The sequence below is a fragment of the Brevibacterium spongiae genome, from assembly GCF_026168515.1.
In the GTDB taxonomy this organism is placed as follows: Bacteria; Actinomycetota; Actinomycetes; order Actinomycetales; family Brevibacteriaceae; genus Brevibacterium; species Brevibacterium spongiae.
The window spans coordinates 3811546-3829435 of the sequence record NZ_CP093443.1 but is presented as its reverse complement, the minus strand read 5'-3'; the positions used below and the strand labels follow the sequence as shown (position 1 = coordinate 3829435).

Genomic DNA, 17890 nt, shown 5'->3' with positions numbered 1-17890 from the left:
CAGAACAACACCAACAAAGTTGAGTCTATTCCGCTCAACTTTGAAAATCGAGTACAAATCCGCCGAGGCGGCCCGCCATTCCGCGTGTGCGTTGGGCTCAACCACGGCCGCACTGAGCCCGCGCATCCTCCGCCGGCGGTGCCGGGTTCAGCCCGCGCCGGGCTCGGCCCGCGCGCCCTCAGCCCGCGCACGCTCAGTTCGCGAGCACGGACTGGAGGTCGAAGCGGCGCAGGACCTTGTCAGCGATCTCGGGATCGGTGCCGCGTTCGCGGCGGGCGGCGAGCACCTCGGCGCGGGCGGTCTGCATGGCCCTCTTCTGGACGGCGAGCATCTGCGCCCGGTGCTCCTTGAACGCGGTCACCTGTTCCTCGCTCGCCTGATCATCGGTGGTGCCGCTGAGCTGATCGTGCAGGGTCTTGAATCGGGCGCGCAGCGGTTCGATGACTTCGTCGGGCAGGGTGTCGTCGTTCTTGATCTCGCGCATCGCGGCCTTGTATGCGCGCAGGGCGATCGCCTTGGTCGCCTCGTGCTCCTTCTCCGCCTCGTCGTCGATGCCGAGGAGCCCGACGACGGTCGGGAAGCTCAGGCCGGCGAGGACGAGGGTGACGAGGAGAATCACAGCGGCCGCGACGATGACATAGGAGCGTCCGGGGAACGGCGTCCCGGCGCTCGTCGTCGCCGGGACCGACAGGGCCAGGGCGACGGTGGCCAGACCGCGCATTCCGCCCCAGGTCATAAGTGTGGCATCGCGGACGCTCAATGGTGCAGCATCCGGGTCCTCTTCGCTCCTCTTGCGTTCGATGACCGTTCCCAGCAGCAGCCAGACGAAGCGGACGGCGACGACTACGACGGCGATGAGGACACCGACGAGGATCGCCCGACCGAGGTCGGCGTGTTCGGATTCGACGATGAGGCGCAGATCGAGCCCGATGAGGCCGAAGGCGATGCCGGTGATGAGCATCTCGAGGACCTGCCACGTCGAATTCTGCGTCACCCGTTCGGCCGAATTTCCTTCGGTGTCGCGGCGGCGGACCTCCAGGGCTGCGACGACGACGGCGATGACTCCGCTGGCGTGGAGGTGTTCGGCGACGAGGTAGACGCCGAAGGGCAGGACGAGCATGAGGGAGGAGCGGGCGACCGTGTGGTCGATCTTCTCCATCACCCACCACGCCGCGAACGACAGCACCAGACCGACGGCGACCGCGACGACGGCGGAGACGAGGAAGGACACGGCGAGATCTGCGTAGTCCACCTCGGTGCCGGCCAGGACCGCGGCCATTGCGGTCTGGAAGATGACCAGGGAGGCGGCATCGTTGAACAGGCCTTCGCTCTGCAGGGTCGTCATGATGCGACGGGGGATCGACACGGTGCTGGCCACGGCTTCGACGGCGACGGGATCGGGCGGGGCGAGCATGGCGCCGAGCGCGATGGCCGCGGCGATCGTGATTCCGGGGATGAGGAAGACCGCGGAACCGGCGACGACGGCCACTGTCACCCCGACGAGCGCCACGGACATGCCGAGGATCGTGCGCCACCGGATCGCGAACAGCGCCCACGACGTCTTCTGCGCGGCGGCGAAGAGCAGGGGCGGCAGGAACAGCGGGAGGACGAGCTCGGGATCGATGGCCACCTCGGCGAAGGTGGGGATGAACGCGCCGGCGATGCCGATGAGGACCATGAGCGCCGGCCAGGGGAGCTTGAGCTTCTGTCCCAGTCCGACCACCACCGAGGTGGCAGCTCCGAATCCGATGATCATCAGCAAGGTGGTCATGGTGGTCCCTCTCGACGCCGCTGGACCCACACCGGCAAAACTCCACGACCTGCGGAGGGCGGATCAGCACGCCCGGATTCCGCACAGCGAGTCGGACCTTTGGCAGAATATGGATATGTCTGAGTCAATTGTATTCGCCGAGCCCGACGACGGAGTCGCGTCCGTGACGATCAACCAGCCGGCCACACGCAACGCTCTGTCACTGGCGGTGATGGAAGACCTCATCGACACCCTCGCCGAGGCGGGGCGACGCACCGATGTGCGCGTGCTCATCGTCCGCACCGCCGGTCATGTGTTCAGTTCCGGCCATGACCTGGGGGAGATCGGCGGGGCGGATCTGGAGACGCAGCAGGAGATCTTCGACGCGTGCTCCCGCCTCATGCAGCTCATCCAGACCATTCCGCAGCCGGTCATCGCGCAGGTGCAGGGAGTGGCGACGGCGGCAGGGTGTCAGCTCGTGGCCGCCTGCGATCTGGCGGTGGCCGCAGAGTCTGCGCGGTTTGCGACTCCGGGAGTGAAGATCGGCCTGTTCTGTTCGACGCCGATGGTGGCCCTGTCGCGTGCGGTGCCCGTGAAGCAGGCGATGCGGATGCTGCTCACCGGTGATTTCGTGACCGCTGCGGATGCGCTGCGCTTCGGTCTCGTCTCCGATGTCGTCGCCGACGATGAGTTGGAGGCGGCCGCAACAGAGCTGGCGCGGAAAGTCGCGTCCGCCTCGTCGGCTACAGTTGCCATAGGCAAAGCAGCGTTCTACGAACAGCGTGAGCTGCCTGTGGCCGACGCCTATGCGCGGATGTCGCAGGTGATGGCACATAATGCTGTGGCGACCGACGCGCAGGAGGGGATCGACGCCTTCCTGACGAAGCGGGAACCGCAGTGGCAGCATCGCGGGTGAGCCTCAGTGAGGCTCAGTGAGGCGCGGATGAGGCACGGATGAGAAAGGGACCATCGTGGCGGTGATAGTGACCGGAGCCAGCGGCTTCATCGGTGGTGCCATCGCGCGTGCGCTCGCGGATCGGGACGAGACGGTCTACGCCCTTTCCCGGACGGATCCGGAGATCCCCGGAGTGAACTTCCAACACTGGGATATCACCGAGGCGGCCCCGCAGGCTGTGCAGTCCCTGGCGGCGAAGGCCACGGCGGTCTTCCACTGTGCAGGCATCTCCTCGGTCAGCGCCGATGACGACGCTCTCTATGCCGTGAAGGTGACGGGCACCCGCAATGTCCTCGACGCCTTCCCGAAGGCCCGGATCGTCCACGTGTCCTCGACGACTGTGTACTCCTCGGCCGAACCGCACGCCGAACTGTGGGAGGAAGCCGGGCCGAAGGACCCCAGCGAGTTCACCGACGCCTACTCCCGCACCCATGCCTTGGCCGAGCAGCTCGTCTCCCGCATCCGACCGGATGCCGCGATCCTCAGACCCGCTGCCGTCTACGGACCGGGCGAGACGATGTTCATGCCGTTCCTGTCGAAGATCTCGAAGAAGGGTGTGCTGCGGCTGCCCGGCGGAGGTCGGCAGAAGCTGACGCTGACGCATGTCGACAATGTCGTGCGTGCCGCGCTCGCCTGCCTCGATGTGCCCTCGGCTGCGGGCCCGTTCAACATCGGCGACCCGACTCCCTACCGGCTCAAGGACGCCATCGTCACGCACTTCGGGCGGATGGGGTATGACCAGGTCGTCATCGAAGGTGTGGCGAAGGACAAGGCTCTGGTGACGGCGAAGCTCGGGCTCAAGGTCAAGGGCGTGTTCAAGCGCGGGGACCGGGCGAAGCTCTTCCTCGTCCAGTACCTGCAGTCCGACCGGACCTACAACCTCTCTCGTCAGCAGCGGGTGCTTGGGATTTCGACGACCCAGCACCTCATCCCCTCCCGGTTCCAGTAGCAGAGTCCCGGTTCCAGCAGGGACCTCCCAGTTCCAGCAGCGCTCAGCCCTGCGCTTCGCGGCTGCTGGGCTCGACGCTTCGGTCTTGCCTGACGGCCTTGCCGCTCACCGTTTGAGGCCGTGCTGGGCGGCGACGATCTTCGACATCAGCGACCGCGGCAGCGCTCGCTTGAGCAGGAACGGCAGGGGTGCCCTGCTGCCGACGGCGTAGAACTCTCGCGGACGCGGCGACACAATGGCGTCGATGATCGTGGCCGCGACCTTCTCGGCCGGGATGCCTCCTCGCTCATTGGCATCGAGATGCTCAAGCATCGTCGTGACATCGTCCGTATAGGGCGAACCGTCCTCGAGGTACTTCGTGCGGCGCAGTCCGATGCCGGTGGCGATCGATCCGGGCTCGACGACGCTGACCCACACCCCGAACGGCGAGAGTTCCTGCCTGGCCGCCGTGGCGAAAGTGCGCAGCGCGGCCTTTGCCGCCGAATAGGAGCTGCGGTGCGCCAACGGGAAGCTCGCGAGCATCGACCCGACCATGATGATGCGACCTGTCCGCCGCGCACGCATTCCGGGCAGCACGAGCTGGCTCAGCCGCACCGGACCGAAGACATTGGTGCGAAAGAGACGTTCGATGGCCTCGGCCGGCAGCTCTTCGAACGGCCCGGACTGACTCTCGCCGGCATTGTTGATGAGCACATCGATCTCGCCGAGCACGCCGAGACGCTCGAGGTCTTCGGCCAACCGGTCCGGCCCATCCGGTTCGGCGAGGTCGAGGGGCAGGTAGCTGACGCCGGGGACCCTATCCGTCGGAGACAGGCGATGAGGATCACGACTCGTCGTGAGCACGTGGCATCCCTTGGCCGCCAGGGCTTCGACGAGTGCTTTGCCGATGCCCGAGGTGCCTCCGGTGACGAGGACGGTGAGACCGTTGTGCGCGTCGTTCACTTCTTCCCTCGCGATTCGATTCCGGTCGTGCCGTTGCCGACTGGCCCGCGCGACCCGGTGGCCCCGACTGACCCGGCTGACCCGCCCGACCCGGTGGACCTTCCGCCGTTCGCCACCGCACGGCCGGCGCGCAGTCCGGAGAAGATGCATCCGCCGAGGAAGGTGCCTTCGAGTGCGTTGTACCCGTGCATGCCGCCACCGCCGAAGCCGGTGACCTCACCGGCGGCATAGAGCCCGGGAATCGGGATGCCGTCGTGAACTGTGCCAGTGGCACCCCCGCCACTGGCATCCTCAGCGCCGGTTCGCGTACCACCTGCTTCGGTGCCACCGACCGCTCCAATGTCGCACATGCCGATGACCTGCCCGTCGAGGTTCGTCTCCAATCCGCCGAGCGTCTTGCGCGAGAGCAGGCTCAGCCGCACCGCGATGAGGGGACCGTGTTCCGGATCGAGGATCTTGTGCGGTTTCACCGCGCGCACGATCTTGTCGCCGAGGTAGGCGCGGGCATTGTGGATCGCCTGCACCTGCGCGTCCTTCGAGAACGGATGGTCGGTCTGCCGGTCACGCTGTCGGATCTGTTCGACGAGGTGGTCATGGTCGATGACCGGTCCGCGGGAGCGTTCGTTCATCCCCGCCACGAGCTCCTCGGTCGTCTCCGCCACGACGAAATCGGGCCCGAAGTTCTTGAAGGCTTCGATCGGGGCCGGAGCATCCGAGGAGCGCACTCGGTCGAGCGTGATCCCGATGTCCTTCTCAGTAATGTCCGGGTTCTGCTCCGAACCTGACAGCGCGAACTCCTTGCGGATGATCGACTCGTTGAGAACGAACCACGAATAGTCGTATCCGGTCTCAAGGATCGTGCGCATCGTCCGATTGGTATCGAAGCCGGGATAGTTCGGCGCGGGGAACCGGTTGCCCTCGGCATCGAACCACAGCGACGACGGTCCCGGAATGATGCGGATCCCGTGGCCCGGCCAGATCGTATTCCAGTTCTCGATGCCTTCCGTGTACGCCCAGATCCGGTCCCGGTTGATCAGACTCGCCCCGGCATCCTCGGCGATCTGCAGCATCCGTCCGTCGACATGCGCGGGCACCCCGGCGAGCATCGTGTCCGGGAACTCGCCGAGGCGGTCGACCGGCCAGTACTTCTCCATGAGTTCGAAATTGTGCCCGATCCCGCCGGTGGTGACGATGACCGCGGGGGCACGCAGTTCGAAGTCCTCGATCTCGTCGCGATTCGACTCGACCCCGCGTGCAGTGTGGCTGGGGGCGAGCACTCGGCCGCGCACACCGACGACGGCACCGTCCTCGGTGATGAGTTCGTCGACACGGTGACGGAACCTGAAGTCGACGAGTCCGTCCGCCTCGGCGGCTTCGACGGGTTCGCGGAAGACACGGACCACCTCGGGGCCGGTGCCCCACGTGAGGTGGAACCGGGGGACGGAGTTACCGTGCTCGCCGGCCCCGGACCCGCCGCGTTCGGCCCACCCGACGATCGGTGTCAGACGCAGGCCCAGGTCACGCAGGTACTGCCGCTTCTCACCGGCCGCGAAATCGAGGTACGCCTCCGCCCACTTCCTGGGCCAATGATCCTCGTCCCGGTCGAATCCCGCCGAGGTGGCCCAGTCGCTTCGTGCGAGTTCGAGGGAATCGTGGACGCGCAGCCGGCGCTGTTCGGGGGAGTCGATGAGGAAGAGTCCGCCGAGGGACCAGAACGCCTGCCCGCCGAGGTTCGCGCGGTTCTCCTGGTCAAGGATGAGCACGCGCTTACCCGCCTGGGTGAGTTCGTGGGCGGCGACGAGTCCGGCGAGTCCGGCCCCGACGATGATCGCATCGGGGGATATGCGGCTGTCTGTGCTCATCGTCGACTCCTCTGTCGCATCCGTCGGCGGTTGAACCGACGTTAAGTGGGTCCAGATTGTCCGCAACGGGCCGGATTCTGACAATCTGGACCCACTTACCTACCAGTAGGCATCAGTATTGCAGACTCAGCGGCGAGTAGGGGCCTGATGCGCCGCGATGAGCGATATTCTGAGCCTCGCGACTTCCGGTCGCTGACGCACAGCGGCGTGTCGTCGGTCGGCAGAGATGTTCAGCCGTGGAGGGTCTTCTCCAGCCAATCGGCGGCTGCGGCGAAGGAACTGGTGTTTGCTACGAGCCCATCAGCACGGATGCGTATTTTGTTGGATTCGCACGGACAGAGGTTGACACAACCAATCCAGAGCTCGTTGGTTTTTGGACGTAATCTTCTCCCATCGGAAGCACAGTAATGCTCCTGAGTCCTTGTCTGCGTGCAACTGTCAATGCGTGTGTCAGTGCATGCTCTGGTTGCGTGGACTTCCCCTGCTCCCGTAAAGGCCAGGCCCAGCTGTCGAACGCGGCCAAATCTATACCGTCGTCACTCGCATCCATATGATTCCACTGCGGCATGCGCGGAACCGAGCCAGGTTGTTCAGCACCGTGCTCTGAATACCAGCGAATTCGGTCGTCCCACAGCTCAGACCACCAGTATTCCAACTCCAAAGTGGTGGCGGACTGCGGGCGGACAGTTTCGCCTACGTGCGGGGCAGGAGAAGGTGCTGGTACATCGGGCCTGACATCAACGCCCCAAGCGTGCCGAAGGTATAGAAGCCGCAGCAAGCCAGTTGGTTTCGAGTCGACTGTTAAGTTCTTTAGGGCACTTGATGTTGTTGCGGATTCGGGCATTATGACAATTCCAATCTTTCTATCTGCGAACTGATCGATCGGCGGTCCCACGGGCGGGACCGCCGATCGATCGACTCTTCACCATTTGTCAGAAGGGTTCATGTCCTTGCATACGACTCCGGTGGTGAGCACGACTTTCGAATTGTCATTGAGCTGTGCAAACCCAGACGACGAATCTCCAACTTTGACCTGCCGAGTCTCTGACCAGTCGGACTTCGCCGAGAAGCCTGAAAAGTCTTCGTCAAAGGTTCCACTTCCCACAGAGCCCGAGACCCCCCAGGTGCGGTGTGCAGGTATATCCAGAGTGATTGTGTAGCCAGTATCTATCTGGATCTTCTTCGACGATGGCGTACCTACGTAAAGACTGGACTTGCCGCATGTTCCGGAAACTGTGCTTTGCACGTCCAGGCCGCCGTCGGATGATTGCGTTTTCAGAGCCTTGGCTTCGTCTTTGGCTTCTCTTGTTACTGGAACTGAACTGAACGTTCCGTCTTCACCCTGTTCGATACGGTAACCATGTTCCCGGGCTACGTCTTTGTCGAATCCTGTGACTCGAAGTTCTTTGACTGTCTCCCGTGATTCGCCGGTTGCTTCCACGCCAAAGGCAGGTTGCGACATCTGTGATAGTGGGAGCATTAATGCGATGGTCGTTACAGCAGCCGTTGTGGCTCGTGTCAAGCTCAAGCCGCTCTCCTTTCGGAACTCTGCCGCCGGTGTGTTCATTCAACCGACGGAGGTCTTGGTAGAAATCAGTTGCCAGCAACAGTCACCACGCTAATTCACAAGCAGACTTGTGGTCAATGGTGTGTGGAAGTCGTCCTGACATGTGCGACAACATGCATCCGATACAGGCGATCGGTGCGTGAGCGAGCTGACTGGTTTTCGAGGTGATTCGGTATCAGGACTTCAGCTTTGGAAACTAGCCGCCGTCAGAGGTCTCTTAATCGAGCGACTCTTACCTCACGAAGTGTAGATTGTGCGCGTCTTTCGCAGGAACGTGATCCGTCGTGGTGACATCGAAGAGCAAAGCCTCCGAGGAACCGTGGCTCGCAGGCAGTCGTCATGTACTGCATCAGGGGTATTCCTGTGGTTGTGCCGCTGCAGACGATCAGCTGCCCAATCCGATCAGCCGTGGAGGGTGTGCTCCAACCAGTCGGCGGCTGCGGCGAAGGACTCATCCGTCGTCGTCGGGTCGACGGGCACCACGGCTCCGTCGGAACTCGGGTAGCTGCCGAGGAAGTGCAGTTTGAGCGCCGCCCGGTGAACTCCCTGCAGGGCTTCGGCCATCCGCGCCTCATGGATGTGCCCGAGCAGGTCGATCGAGAACTGGTAGAGGCCCAGCCCGTCACCGGTCGGACGGGATTCGATGCGGGACATATTCACGCCGCGGCTGGAGAACTGTTCGAGCAGTTCGAGCAGCGAACCAGCGCGGTCCGAGCGCAGGGCCGCGACGATCGTCGTCTTATCCGCCCCGGTCGGCGCGGGCAGAGGACCCGGGCGGGTGACGACGACGAATCTGGTGACGGCGTCTTTGCGGTCGCCGATGTCCTCGGCGACGACCTCGAGCCCGTAGCGCTGCGCGGCCAGCGCCGGGCAGACGGCGGCCATATGGTCGCCGGCGTCATTGGCCAGATCCCGGGCGGCCGCGGCAGTCGAGGAGGTCGGCAGGTAGACGGCTTCGGGGAAGTTCTCGTTCATGAACGCGCGCACCTGCGCCTCACCGTGCGGATGGGAGCCGAAGGTGGTGATCTCCTCCCGCGTCGTCCCCGGCTTCACGGCCAGGACGAAGCGGACGGGAACGACCACCTCAGCGATGATCTGCAGGCGGCCGTTCTCGGTCAGCGCATCGATCGTGGCGGGAACTCCGCCTTCGAGGGAATTCTCGATCGGCACGACCGCGGCATCGCAGTCACCCTCGAGCACCGCATCGAGCGCCGAGGGTGCATTGCGCATCGGATGCGTCGTGGCCTCAGCGCGCAGGTTCCGGGAGTCGAGGAAGCTGAACAGGGCCGCCTCGGTGAAGGTGGCCTCCGGACCGAGGTACGCGAAACGGTTGAGGCTCACTTGCCGGTCTCCTTGTGCTGGTCCGAGCTGTGCTGGTCGGAGGAATTCTGTGCGGACTCGGCAGGGCCGGACGGTGCCGCCGCGCCACCTGGCAGTGCCCCGCCATTCCGCTTCGCGCGGATGCGGCGGGCGAGGATCGCTCGGGCGACGTCGCGGTACTGGGCGGCGCGGTGCAGCTGCGCTTTCAGATCGCGGCCGGTGACCCGGTGGTGGAGGTCGCATTCGACCTCTTCCACGCGCAGTCCGGCGTTGACGACGTCGATGGTCATGGCCGCCTCGACACCCCATCCCGCAGCGAACGGCAGAGCCGCGTCGAAGGCCTCCCGCGAGAGGCAGCGCATGCCCGACAGCGGCTGGGTGGCCTCGAACCCGGAGAGCTCGGCGATGCCCTTCTTCGCCAGGCCCACGACGAAGCCGAAGCCCCCGCCCCTGCGCTTCTGCGCGGGCAGGATCGCGATCGTCATGTCCGCAGTTCCAGCGAGCACGGGCGCGGTCAGGGGAGCGGTGTTGATCGCCGAATCCTCGAGGTCGCCGTCGATGAACAGCAGCGCCCGATGCTTCGGTTCGACACCTGGATCGGCGTCGGAGATCTCACGGTTGCGCAGGGCGAACGCCCCGGTCATCATCGCCGCGGCCTTGCCCTTGTTCTTCGGGTGGGTGATCACCTCGGCACCGGCCCGGCGGGCCCGGGTGCCCGTGTCATCGGTCGATCCGTCGTCGACGACGAGGACGATGTCGACCCCGGGAATCTGCTTGGCCGCGGTCACGGTGGCACCGATGCGCTGGGATTCGTTCATCGCGGGGATGATGGCGGCGACCGCCTCGGGGGCGGGGTTCGGATGTGCGCTCATGCGGGTTCTCCTCATCCGACACCGGCGCCGAGGCGGGGCCGGGCACGGACGATTCCGTGCCCACCCCGCCCGGCTGGGTGGCGGATGTCAGTGGATGGTCAGCTGGCGGGACACGATGCCGGAGCGGACGCGGCGGGCCTCGGTGCTCATCGGTTCGGTCGTGTTCAGCGCTTCGTCCATGCGCTTGCCGAAGTCCGCGATGGGCTCTTCGACGTCGTCGACCTGGGTGCCGAACTCGAGCTCCCAGACGGGGATGATGATGCCGTGGGCGCGGAAGTAGCCGAGGAACGAGCCGATGCCGCCGAGGTCATTGGCGTTCTCGGCCTGGAGGCGGGCCATGGCGTCGACGATGCGATCCTCACCCTCGGGGCGGGCCCAGCGGACGTAGGTGCGGCCGGACATCTCGGTCCAGTAGGCGGAGTCGACGGAGGCGAGCTTCTCGGTCGGAGCGACCGAGTCGTTGGCCTGCTGGAGGGCGGCCCCGACGTCCGGGTCGGTCTCGGCCTCGGGCAGCGCCCAGTAGTCGAAGTTCTCGAGCACGCGGACGTCGAATGGGTGTGCGGTGTCGAGGATGTCCTGCAGACGCGGACCCTCACCGGGCTCGGTCGTCGCTTCGATCGAGGTGCCGGGTTCCGCCTCGACGGCGGCGAGGATGCCGCGGGCGACATCGCGGGAGGCGTCGGTCGAGGACACGGGCACCTGCATGCCGGCCAGGATCTCACCGTCATCGCGGCGCCACGCCTGCCAGGCAGCGGGCAGCAGTGAGGTGATCGTGACCTCATGGCCGCCGTGCTCCTCGGTGAGCTTCGCGGTCGCGGTGGCCGCGGGCACGATCTCACGCAGGCAGATGAGGTCGGCTTCGAACGGCAGGTCCGCGAACGGACGTGCGACGAACGCCGTGGCCTGCGCCCTGGCGAGGCGTTTGGCGATGAGTTCTTCCTTGGAGCGCTTCGACTTCTTTCCCATGGGACGCAAGTCTAGTCGGTAGAGCCTGCCTGTGCCGGGAGGGTCCGTCGAGGGGGCAGTCGACGGCGGTGGACGCTCCTCAGCCGTCCTGCGAGACCGGAATGAAGTAGCGGGTGTTCTTCGACTCATCCATCCGCACCTGCAGCTTGTCGCCGGGATGCGGGAACGCCGAACGCTCGGGATTGTCGGGAGTCAGCCCGAGCGTTTCGAGCCGGATGATGCCGTGCCGTCCCACCTCGTCGGCGGCGAGGACATACGAGTGATTGAGTTCGCGGATCGTGACCTCGATGGCCGGATCGCTCGGTTCGTCCACCTCGGCGAAGGCGCGTGGCGGGGCGGAATTGCCCAGACCCAGGTACGCGCCGACGTCATCGGCGATATAACCGGCCACGGAGTCGGCTTGGGCCATGAGCCCGGCGAGGATGACGGAGAGCCGTTCCTGCTGGGAATCGGACTTCAGCGCCTGCCCGGGTTTGAACAGGTGCTCCTCGGCGAGGACGCACCATGCGTCCTGCATGACCGTGCGCAGCTGCAGCTCGACGAGCACGGACGGCTCGGAGTCGAACGGGACTTCGACGATGAGGTGACGTCCGCGGTATCCGGAGGGCTTCGGGGTCGCGGAGTAGTCGCGCACCTCGGCGATGGAGAGGTTCGTGTCATCGCCCGGTTCGGTGAGCAGATTCCACAGGGCCGACTGTTCGCGTTCGGTGCGGCAGACGACCCGGGCGCCGACGACGTCGATGACCTGGTTCTCGACTTCGACGGATTCGTGGATCTCATCATTGGCGTCGGCGAGCTTACGGCGCAGCTTCTCACCTGTGCGCATCCGGTCCTTGATCCGACCGTCGACGATGCGCATGCGGTCCCCGGAGAGCAGGGAGGAGGCGGCGCGGACGGACTCGACCCAGTCGTTGACCGTCTCCAGGGCGGCCCTCCACGTGGACTCACGTCGATCGTAGGCCTCATCGACCAGTTCGCGGACAGTTGCTGACATCGTCGTCACCTTCCTAGCTCCTGATTCAACTTCACCAGAAGAGAGGGGAGATGTCTATGGCTGCGCCGCTGAAGTTGCGCCCCGGTGCCAAGGGGTGAGACGAAATCGGTGCTCGTCCGCGCGTCGGGACGGCCCCGGCGCGTCAGAGGTCGTAGTCGACGATGACCGGGGCGTGGTCGGACGCGCCCTTGCCCTTGCGCTCTTCGCGGTCGATCTCACCGGCGGCGGCAGTGGCCGCCAGCGACTGCGAGGCGAGCTGGAAGTCGATGCGCATGCCCTGCTTCTTCGGGAAGCGCAGCTTCTGGTAGTCCCAGAAGGTGTAGACGCCGGGCCCGGGTGTGAACTGGCGGGTGACTTCGGTCAGACCGGCGCCGAGGAGGTCGTCGAAGGCCTTGCGCTCGGCATCCGAGACGTGGGTGGCACCGTCGAATTCGGCCATGTCCCACACGTCCTCATCGAGCGGGGCGACGTTGAAGTCGCCGCAGAGGACGAGCTTCTTCTCCGGCTCCGCCGACAGCTGGGCGGCGATGTCGTCCGTCAGTGCCCGGTACCACTCGAGTTTGTAGCCGTAGTGCGGGTGGTCGAGTTCGCGACCGTTGGGCACATAGAGGGAGTAGACGCGCACACCATTGCAGGTGGCGGCGATAGCTCGGGCCTCGACGACGGGTTCGTCGGCTCCGAAAGCGGGGATGTTCGCGAAGCCGATCTCCGTGTCGGCCAGCCCGACGCGGGAGGCGATGGCCACGCCGTTCCACTGGTTGAGGCCATGGAAGCTCACTTCATAGCCGCGCTCGGTGAACAGCTCCTCAGGGAACTGGGCATCCTTGCACTTGAGCTCCTGGATGGCCAGGACATCGACATCCGAACGATCCAGCCAGGCCCCGATGCGATCGTGGCGGGCGCGGATCGAGTTCACATTCCACGTAGCGATTCTCACCCTCCCACCCTAAGCGGTCGGCCCCGGAGGGGAAAGCGCGCACGGGTCCCCACCCTGGGCGCAGTCGCCGGCGCCGAGTCGATAAACTGGTGCTATGCCTGATGCTCCCAATGATCACCTCGGCCACGACGGTGCCGCCTACCCGGACTCCTACTATGTGCGCCTGTCCGAGAACCGGCTCGTCTCGACCCTGCACAGCCAGGGCGCCTGGCAGCCGGGCGAGCAGCACCTCGCACCCGCCTCGGGGATGGTGCTGGCCGAGATCGAACGTCGCTTGCCGAGTGAGAAGATGATCTCGCGGGTGACCTTCGACATCCTCGGCGTCATCCACTCCGGTGAGTTCACCATCGACGTCAACGTCATCCGCCCCGGGCGCACCATCGAACTCGTCGAGGCTCAGATGCGCCACGGTGAGCGCACAAGCATCATCGCCCGCGCCTGGCGGCTGCTGGCCTCCGACACCGAGGCGATCGCCGGCGACGAATGGCAGAAGCTGCCGGACGCCTCCGAGATGCCCGACGTTCCGTTCACCCACCGCTGGGGCGGCGGCTACATCGCGTCCCTCGAGGGCAGGCAGGGCGCCGACGCCCACCCCGGCTACGCCCAGTCCTGGGTGCGCAGTCCCTATCCGCTCGTCGACGGTGAGACCGACCCGCCGACCGCGGCCTTCGTCAAGTACGTCGACACCGCTAACGGGCTGGCCGTGCGCGAGAACCCGAAGACGACCTTCTTCCCCAACGTCGACCTCTCCATCCACCTCACCAGGGAACCCGTTGCCGGGTGGGTCGGATTCGATACGGAGGTCTCCTTCGGCCCGACCGGGCTCGGGCAGACCACGAGTGTGATCAGCGATGAGCACGGGCCCATCGGCACCGCGGTGCAGTCGCTGACCGTGCGCCGAGGTCACGGCGCCGTATGACCTTCAGGGTCCCGCCGTTGCAGCGAAGCGGATCGTCACACAGCCGTGGCGAGGCCTCGCCGAGGCGGGACCGGGCACCCCGACCGCGTGCCCTCATCACCGGGGCGAGTTCCGGATTGGGCAGCGGCTATGCCCGAACCCTGGCCGCCGAAGGGTATGAGCTCGTGCTCGTCGCCCGCAGCGAACAGCGCCTGCGCGAACTGTCCGACCAGTTGGGTGCCGCTCACGGAATCACAGCAGAGGTGGTCAACGCCGACCTCTCGGACAGGGCTGGCATCGACGCGGTCGCCGAAGTCATCGAGTCTCAGACGGTCGATGTCCTCATCAACAATGCCGGCTACGGTCTGCGCGGTGCGCTGCTGGACACCGACATCGCGGACCTCAATGATCAGGATCTGGTGCTCACCGGCGCCGTGCGTGAGCTGTCGCTGCTCGCGGCCCGGAGGATGCGGGCCCGCGGTCGCGGCGGCATCCTCAACGTCTCGTCTCTGGCCGCGGTGACGACGATGGGCCAGTACGCTGCCTCGAAGGTCTCAACACTGGTGTTCACAGAGGCGCTCGCCGGGGAGCTGCGGGCGACGCCGGTGACGGTCACTGCAGTCCTGCCCGGGTTCATCCGTACAGAGTTCCATGACCGCCTCGGCGTGGAGCGTCCCGGTCCCGACCTGCTCTGGTTGAGCGTCGATCAGGTCGTTCGGGAGTCGCTGCGCGATGCCCGTGGGGGCAAGGTCGTCTCGGTGCCCGGCCGCGCGTATCGGCTGGCCGGTCTGGTGGCTCCGATGGTGCCCAGGCCGCTCATACGATGGGGGTCGAGCGGCTTCGCCTTCGCCCGCCGACGCGACCATTGAGTTGGTGCGGGCACGGACGCTGAAATACCGCCGGCGGAGGCGTCGACGCGACCATTGAATCGGTGCGGGTGCGTATGCACTTCAGCAGTTTCTGCAACCGCGAAATGACGGAGTTGAGGATTGAACTACACGGATCTGAGTCCGAAATCAGGACTAACTGAGCCTGTGACCAGGGGTTTTAATCTGCCGACTTCTATGCTATGAGATCGTGTCAGATCGCAGTCAGATCGTGAGATTCTTTACAAGCGACATGAAAGTGTGGTCAAATTATTGTGTTCGCCCGGTGGGGATCGGGTGGGCATAACGGACGTATGGGGATGCGTCCGGGTACTCGAGGGGAGTGCTGCGAGGACCCCGGGATGTCGCGAATACGCGCCCCGGGGTCTTTGTCATTCACAGAGCTTTTCACTCGCCGCTCACATAGGTCGCTATCGGACAACTCCGTCCAAACCTGGGTCGCCATCGGACACTTCTGCGGACGGAAAATGTCCGATGGCGACCTGTATTCGGCCAGCGGCTACTGCAGATTGACGGTGCGCTGTCGACGGGAGCGGGTGCGGGCGATGCCGACCTCGAGCGCCACTGCGCGCAGCGGGGCGTCCAGGGCCAGGGATGCGTTGCCGGTGACACGGTCGGCCGCCTCGGCGATGACAGCATCGATGTCCGCGCGTTCGTCGGCGTCGATATGGATGAGCAGCTCCGGGCTGCGGGCGGTTCCGCGCAGGATCACCTGCGCGTCGACGACGCCGTCGGTGGATTCGAGGTCCTCGGTGACCGCCTCGGCGATGACCTCCGCGTTCACGGTCGTCAGTCCTGTTCGGGCATCGGCCTGCATTCGGAAGGGCTTTGCGAAGTCCTTGCGCGGAACCTGCGCGGCCAGCCAGCGCAGACCGATGATGGCGAGGATGAGTGCCACGACGAGTGCGATCAGTGCCGAGAACGGCATCGCGAGCACCGTGGCGACCGAGCCGAGATCGCCGTCTGCGGTCAGGGTGGGCACGAATGAGGCGGCGAATCCGAAGCCGATGGCGAGCACTGCCAGGCCGAGCAGCAGAGCGATGAGGCCCGCGATGATGAGGCCAGTGCGGTTCGCGGCGGCGGCAGTGCGTCTCATGACTGGCTCCTTCGTGCTTGGACCTTGACCGTCGGCTTGCGGTCGAACGAGATCGAATCGAAGCGTTCGCGCACCGCGGCTTCGACCTCGGCGCGGATCGGTTCGTGGTCACGGACCGGGGTGGAGAACGTGACGATCGTCGACGCAGCGTTCGACGAGGCCTTGACTCCGCTGACGCCGTCGACGCCATCTGCCGCGGCGGCCGCGATGTGCGACAGCGCCGCAGTCGGCACGGCGACTTCGAGGTCGCCGATGTGTTCGGGCACCGGAGTGCTCACTGCCGTGGAGCGGCGGGCACCAGGGGCGATGCCGAGGATGAGCGCGATGAGCCCGAGGATCGCCAAGACCATCCCGGAGCCGATGACGACACCGGAGCTCCACTGCGTCGCCCCGAGCTGTCCGAGGCCGGAGCCGGAACCTGACGCGCCTGTGGTTCCGGTCAGCGCGGCGTCGACGGATCCTGCGGAGACGAAGGCGGCAACGCTCGCCCAGCCGAGGCCGACGGCGAGCAGCAGCAGGATGAGCGCGACGACCACGGCCGGGCCGATGCGCGATGGCCGCTTGCGCAGCAGACGGGTGCTCATTGCAGGCTCCTCTTTCCTCGATCGGATCCGCCGACAGACGATCGCAGCCACCGGACGTCGACATCGACCTGACGGACGGTGACACCGGTGAGACGTTCGATCTCTGTGCTCAGGGTGGTGCGCACCTGTTCGGTCGCCTCGGCGATGGGGGTGGGATAGCTCAGCCCCACCTCGACGGCGAGCGTGCAGCTGCGCCCGGACAGGGTGACGTCCACGGAAGGACGGGTCTCAAGGCTCGAACTCGCGCCGATGCCGAAGAGTCCCGAACTCGTGCCGCCGACGCCCGGCAGGTCCTTGAGGATCTGCCCGGCGGTGCGTTCGACGACCTTGTCCGCGATCGTCAGACCGCCTCGGCGAGGGGCCGCAGCGACACCGTTGCCCGAGGTGCTGCGACCGGCGGCGGAGGAAGTGGGAGTCGTGGTCCCGTCAGATTTCGACGGCACGGCCCTACCTCCGCGTGGTCGAGCGCGAGCTCAGCGCGGACAGATCGAGGCGCCCGTCGAGGACGAGGCCGACGACCAGGCCGAGACCGCCGCAGATCGCGACGACGAGGAAAGCGAGGAAACCGCCGAAGTAGGCGACGATTCCCAACGTCAGTCCGACGAGGAGTCCGATGAGTGTTTTCGACATGGCGTTCCTTCTGCGAAGGTGGTGCTGCGGATGGGGTCAGCTGAGTTCGGGGGAGTCCTTGGCGGACTCTTCCTCGTCGTCCTCAGGCAGGTGGACGTCTGTGACGTCGATGTTGACCTCGACGACCTGGAGTCCGGTGCCGTTCTCGACGGCGCGGATGACGTTGCGGCGGATCGCCTCGGCGACCTCGACGATGGCAGTGCCGTATTCGACGACGATGGTGAGGTCGATGGCGGTCTGCTTCTCACCCTTCTCCACGGACACACCGCCGGAGACGTTCGTCTGCGAGCCGGGGATGCGGTCGGTCAGGGTGTCGAAAGCGCGGCGTGCGGCATTGCCCAGTCCGTAGACGCCGGGAACCTCACGTGCGGCGATGCCGGTGAGCTTGGCGACGACGTTCTCGGCGATGGTGGTCGTGCCGAGATCGGTCACCAGCGGGCTGCGCACGGAATCCTCGGTCGAGGTGCGGGTGTTCGCTGCGTTCTGCTTGTTCTCTGACATTTCTTAAGATCCTTTCGGTCGGGTGGTGCCTTCGAAAGTTGCTGACATAGGTACAGACGCAGGTCGTGGGAAAACCTCACGCAGATTTCGCAAAGATTTCTGCGCGGAGCTTTTCCGAAATTGGAGCAGAGCTTCCCGAGATCCGATCGGAGGGCCCGCCGAATCTGTTCGGAGGGTCAG

The 17890-nt window shown here is 65.6% G+C and carries 18 protein-coding genes; 4 read left to right on the top strand and 14 right to left on the bottom strand.

Annotated elements, in window-relative coordinates:
- Window positions 1-193 precede the first annotated feature (193 nt).
- Entirely contained in the window at window positions 194-1771 is a 1578-nt protein-coding gene (locus L1F31_RS17180) for a Na+/H+ antiporter (protein ID WP_265418437.1), read from the bottom strand.
- 115 nt (window positions 1772-1886) lie between these two features.
- Between L1F31_RS17180 and L1F31_RS17175 the strand changes: the two genes are divergently transcribed.
- Together L1F31_RS17175 and L1F31_RS17170 are read left to right on the top strand one after the other, a co-directional pair.
- Window positions 1887-2666, top strand: coding sequence for an enoyl-CoA hydratase (locus tag L1F31_RS17175; RefSeq protein ID WP_265418436.1), 780 nt, complete (start codon window positions 1887-1889; stop codon window positions 2664-2666).
- 55 nt (window positions 2667-2721) lie between these two features.
- Complete coding sequence (locus L1F31_RS17170; protein WP_265418435.1) at window positions 2722-3654, top strand: NAD-dependent epimerase/dehydratase family protein; 933 nt, start codon at window positions 2722-2724, stop codon at window positions 3652-3654.
- Between the two features lie 105 nt (window positions 3655-3759).
- Here the strand turns inward: L1F31_RS17170 and L1F31_RS17165 are convergent, their stop codons facing one another.
- From L1F31_RS17165 to L1F31_RS17130, 8 genes are all read right to left on the bottom strand, one after another.
- The gene (locus tag L1F31_RS17165) at window positions 3760-4596 is read right to left on the bottom strand and encodes an SDR family oxidoreductase (RefSeq protein ID WP_265418434.1); all 837 of its coding nucleotides are present in this window, start codon (window positions 4594-4596) and stop codon (window positions 3760-3762) included.
- The gene (locus L1F31_RS17160) at window positions 4593-6458 is read right to left on the bottom strand and encodes an FAD-binding dehydrogenase (RefSeq protein WP_265418433.1); all 1866 of its coding nucleotides are present in this window, start codon (window positions 6456-6458) and stop codon (window positions 4593-4595) included. Before L1F31_RS17160 ends, L1F31_RS17165 begins: the two co-directional genes overlap by 4 nt.
- A 922-nt stretch (window positions 6459-7380) precedes the next feature.
- Window positions 7381-7986 (bottom strand): hypothetical protein, encoded by a 606-nt coding sequence (locus L1F31_RS17155; RefSeq protein WP_265418432.1) that lies wholly within the window; start codon window positions 7984-7986, stop codon window positions 7381-7383.
- A 441-nt stretch (window positions 7987-8427) separates the two neighbouring features.
- Window positions 8428-9366, bottom strand: coding sequence for a prephenate dehydratase (gene pheA / locus L1F31_RS17150; RefSeq protein ID WP_265418431.1), 939 nt, complete (start codon window positions 9364-9366; stop codon window positions 8428-8430).
- Complete coding sequence (locus L1F31_RS17145) at window positions 9363-10217, bottom strand: glycosyltransferase family 2 protein (protein ID WP_265418430.1); 855 nt, start codon at window positions 10215-10217, stop codon at window positions 9363-9365. The genes pheA and L1F31_RS17145 overlap by 4 nt, the downstream gene beginning before the upstream one ends.
- 87 nt (window positions 10218-10304) lie before the next feature.
- Entirely contained in the window at window positions 10305-11183 is an 879-nt protein-coding gene (locus tag L1F31_RS17140) for a DUF5926 family protein (RefSeq protein WP_265418429.1), read from the bottom strand.
- Window positions 11184-11262: 79 nt separating this feature from the next.
- On the bottom strand, window positions 11263-12177 hold the full coding sequence (locus L1F31_RS17135; protein ID WP_265418428.1) for a GTP pyrophosphokinase: 915 nt from the start codon (window positions 12175-12177) through the stop codon (window positions 11263-11265).
- Window positions 12178-12319: 142 nt separating this feature from the next.
- Window positions 12320-13114 carry an exodeoxyribonuclease III gene (locus L1F31_RS17130; RefSeq protein WP_265418427.1) on the bottom strand — a complete coding sequence of 265 codons (795 nt, stop codon included), beginning with the start codon at window positions 13112-13114 and terminating at the stop codon, window positions 12320-12322.
- Between the two features lie 94 nt (window positions 13115-13208).
- Between L1F31_RS17130 and L1F31_RS17125 the strand changes: the two genes are divergently transcribed.
- A complete protein-coding gene (locus tag L1F31_RS17125) occupies window positions 13209-14033 on the top strand; it encodes a thioesterase family protein (RefSeq protein ID WP_265418426.1) in 825 nt (274 codons plus the stop codon).
- Complete coding sequence (locus tag L1F31_RS17120) at window positions 14030-14881, top strand: SDR family NAD(P)-dependent oxidoreductase (protein WP_265418425.1); 852 nt, start codon at window positions 14030-14032, stop codon at window positions 14879-14881. Before L1F31_RS17125 ends, L1F31_RS17120 begins: the two co-directional genes overlap by 4 nt.
- 517 nt (window positions 14882-15398) lie before the next feature.
- On the opposite strand, the gene L1F31_RS17115 is transcribed toward L1F31_RS17120, so the two are convergent.
- Genes L1F31_RS17115 through L1F31_RS17095 form a run of 5 tightly spaced genes read right to left on the bottom strand, consistent with a single transcriptional unit; the run spans window position 15399 to window position 17710 of the window.
- Window positions 15399-15995: an alkaline shock response membrane anchor protein AmaP gene (locus L1F31_RS17115; protein ID WP_265418424.1), complete on the bottom strand. Its 597-nt coding sequence runs from the start codon at window positions 15993-15995 to the stop codon at window positions 15399-15401.
- Window positions 15992-16579, bottom strand: coding sequence for a DUF6286 domain-containing protein (locus tag L1F31_RS17110; RefSeq protein ID WP_265418423.1), 588 nt, complete (start codon window positions 16577-16579; stop codon window positions 15992-15994). The genes L1F31_RS17115 and L1F31_RS17110 overlap by 4 nt, the downstream gene beginning before the upstream one ends.
- A complete protein-coding gene (locus L1F31_RS17105) occupies window positions 16576-17022 on the bottom strand; it encodes an Asp23/Gls24 family envelope stress response protein (RefSeq protein WP_265418422.1) in 447 nt (148 codons plus the stop codon). Before L1F31_RS17105 ends, L1F31_RS17110 begins: the two co-directional genes overlap by 4 nt.
- Before the next feature lie 4 nt (window positions 17023-17026).
- A complete protein-coding gene (locus L1F31_RS17100; RefSeq protein ID WP_062862592.1) occupies window positions 17027-17209 on the bottom strand; it encodes a hypothetical protein in 183 nt (60 codons plus the stop codon).
- 36 nt (window positions 17210-17245) lie between these two features.
- Window positions 17246-17710 (bottom strand): Asp23/Gls24 family envelope stress response protein, encoded by a 465-nt coding sequence (locus L1F31_RS17095; RefSeq protein ID WP_265418421.1) that lies wholly within the window; start codon window positions 17708-17710, stop codon window positions 17246-17248.
- Window positions 17711-17890 lie beyond the last annotated feature (180 nt).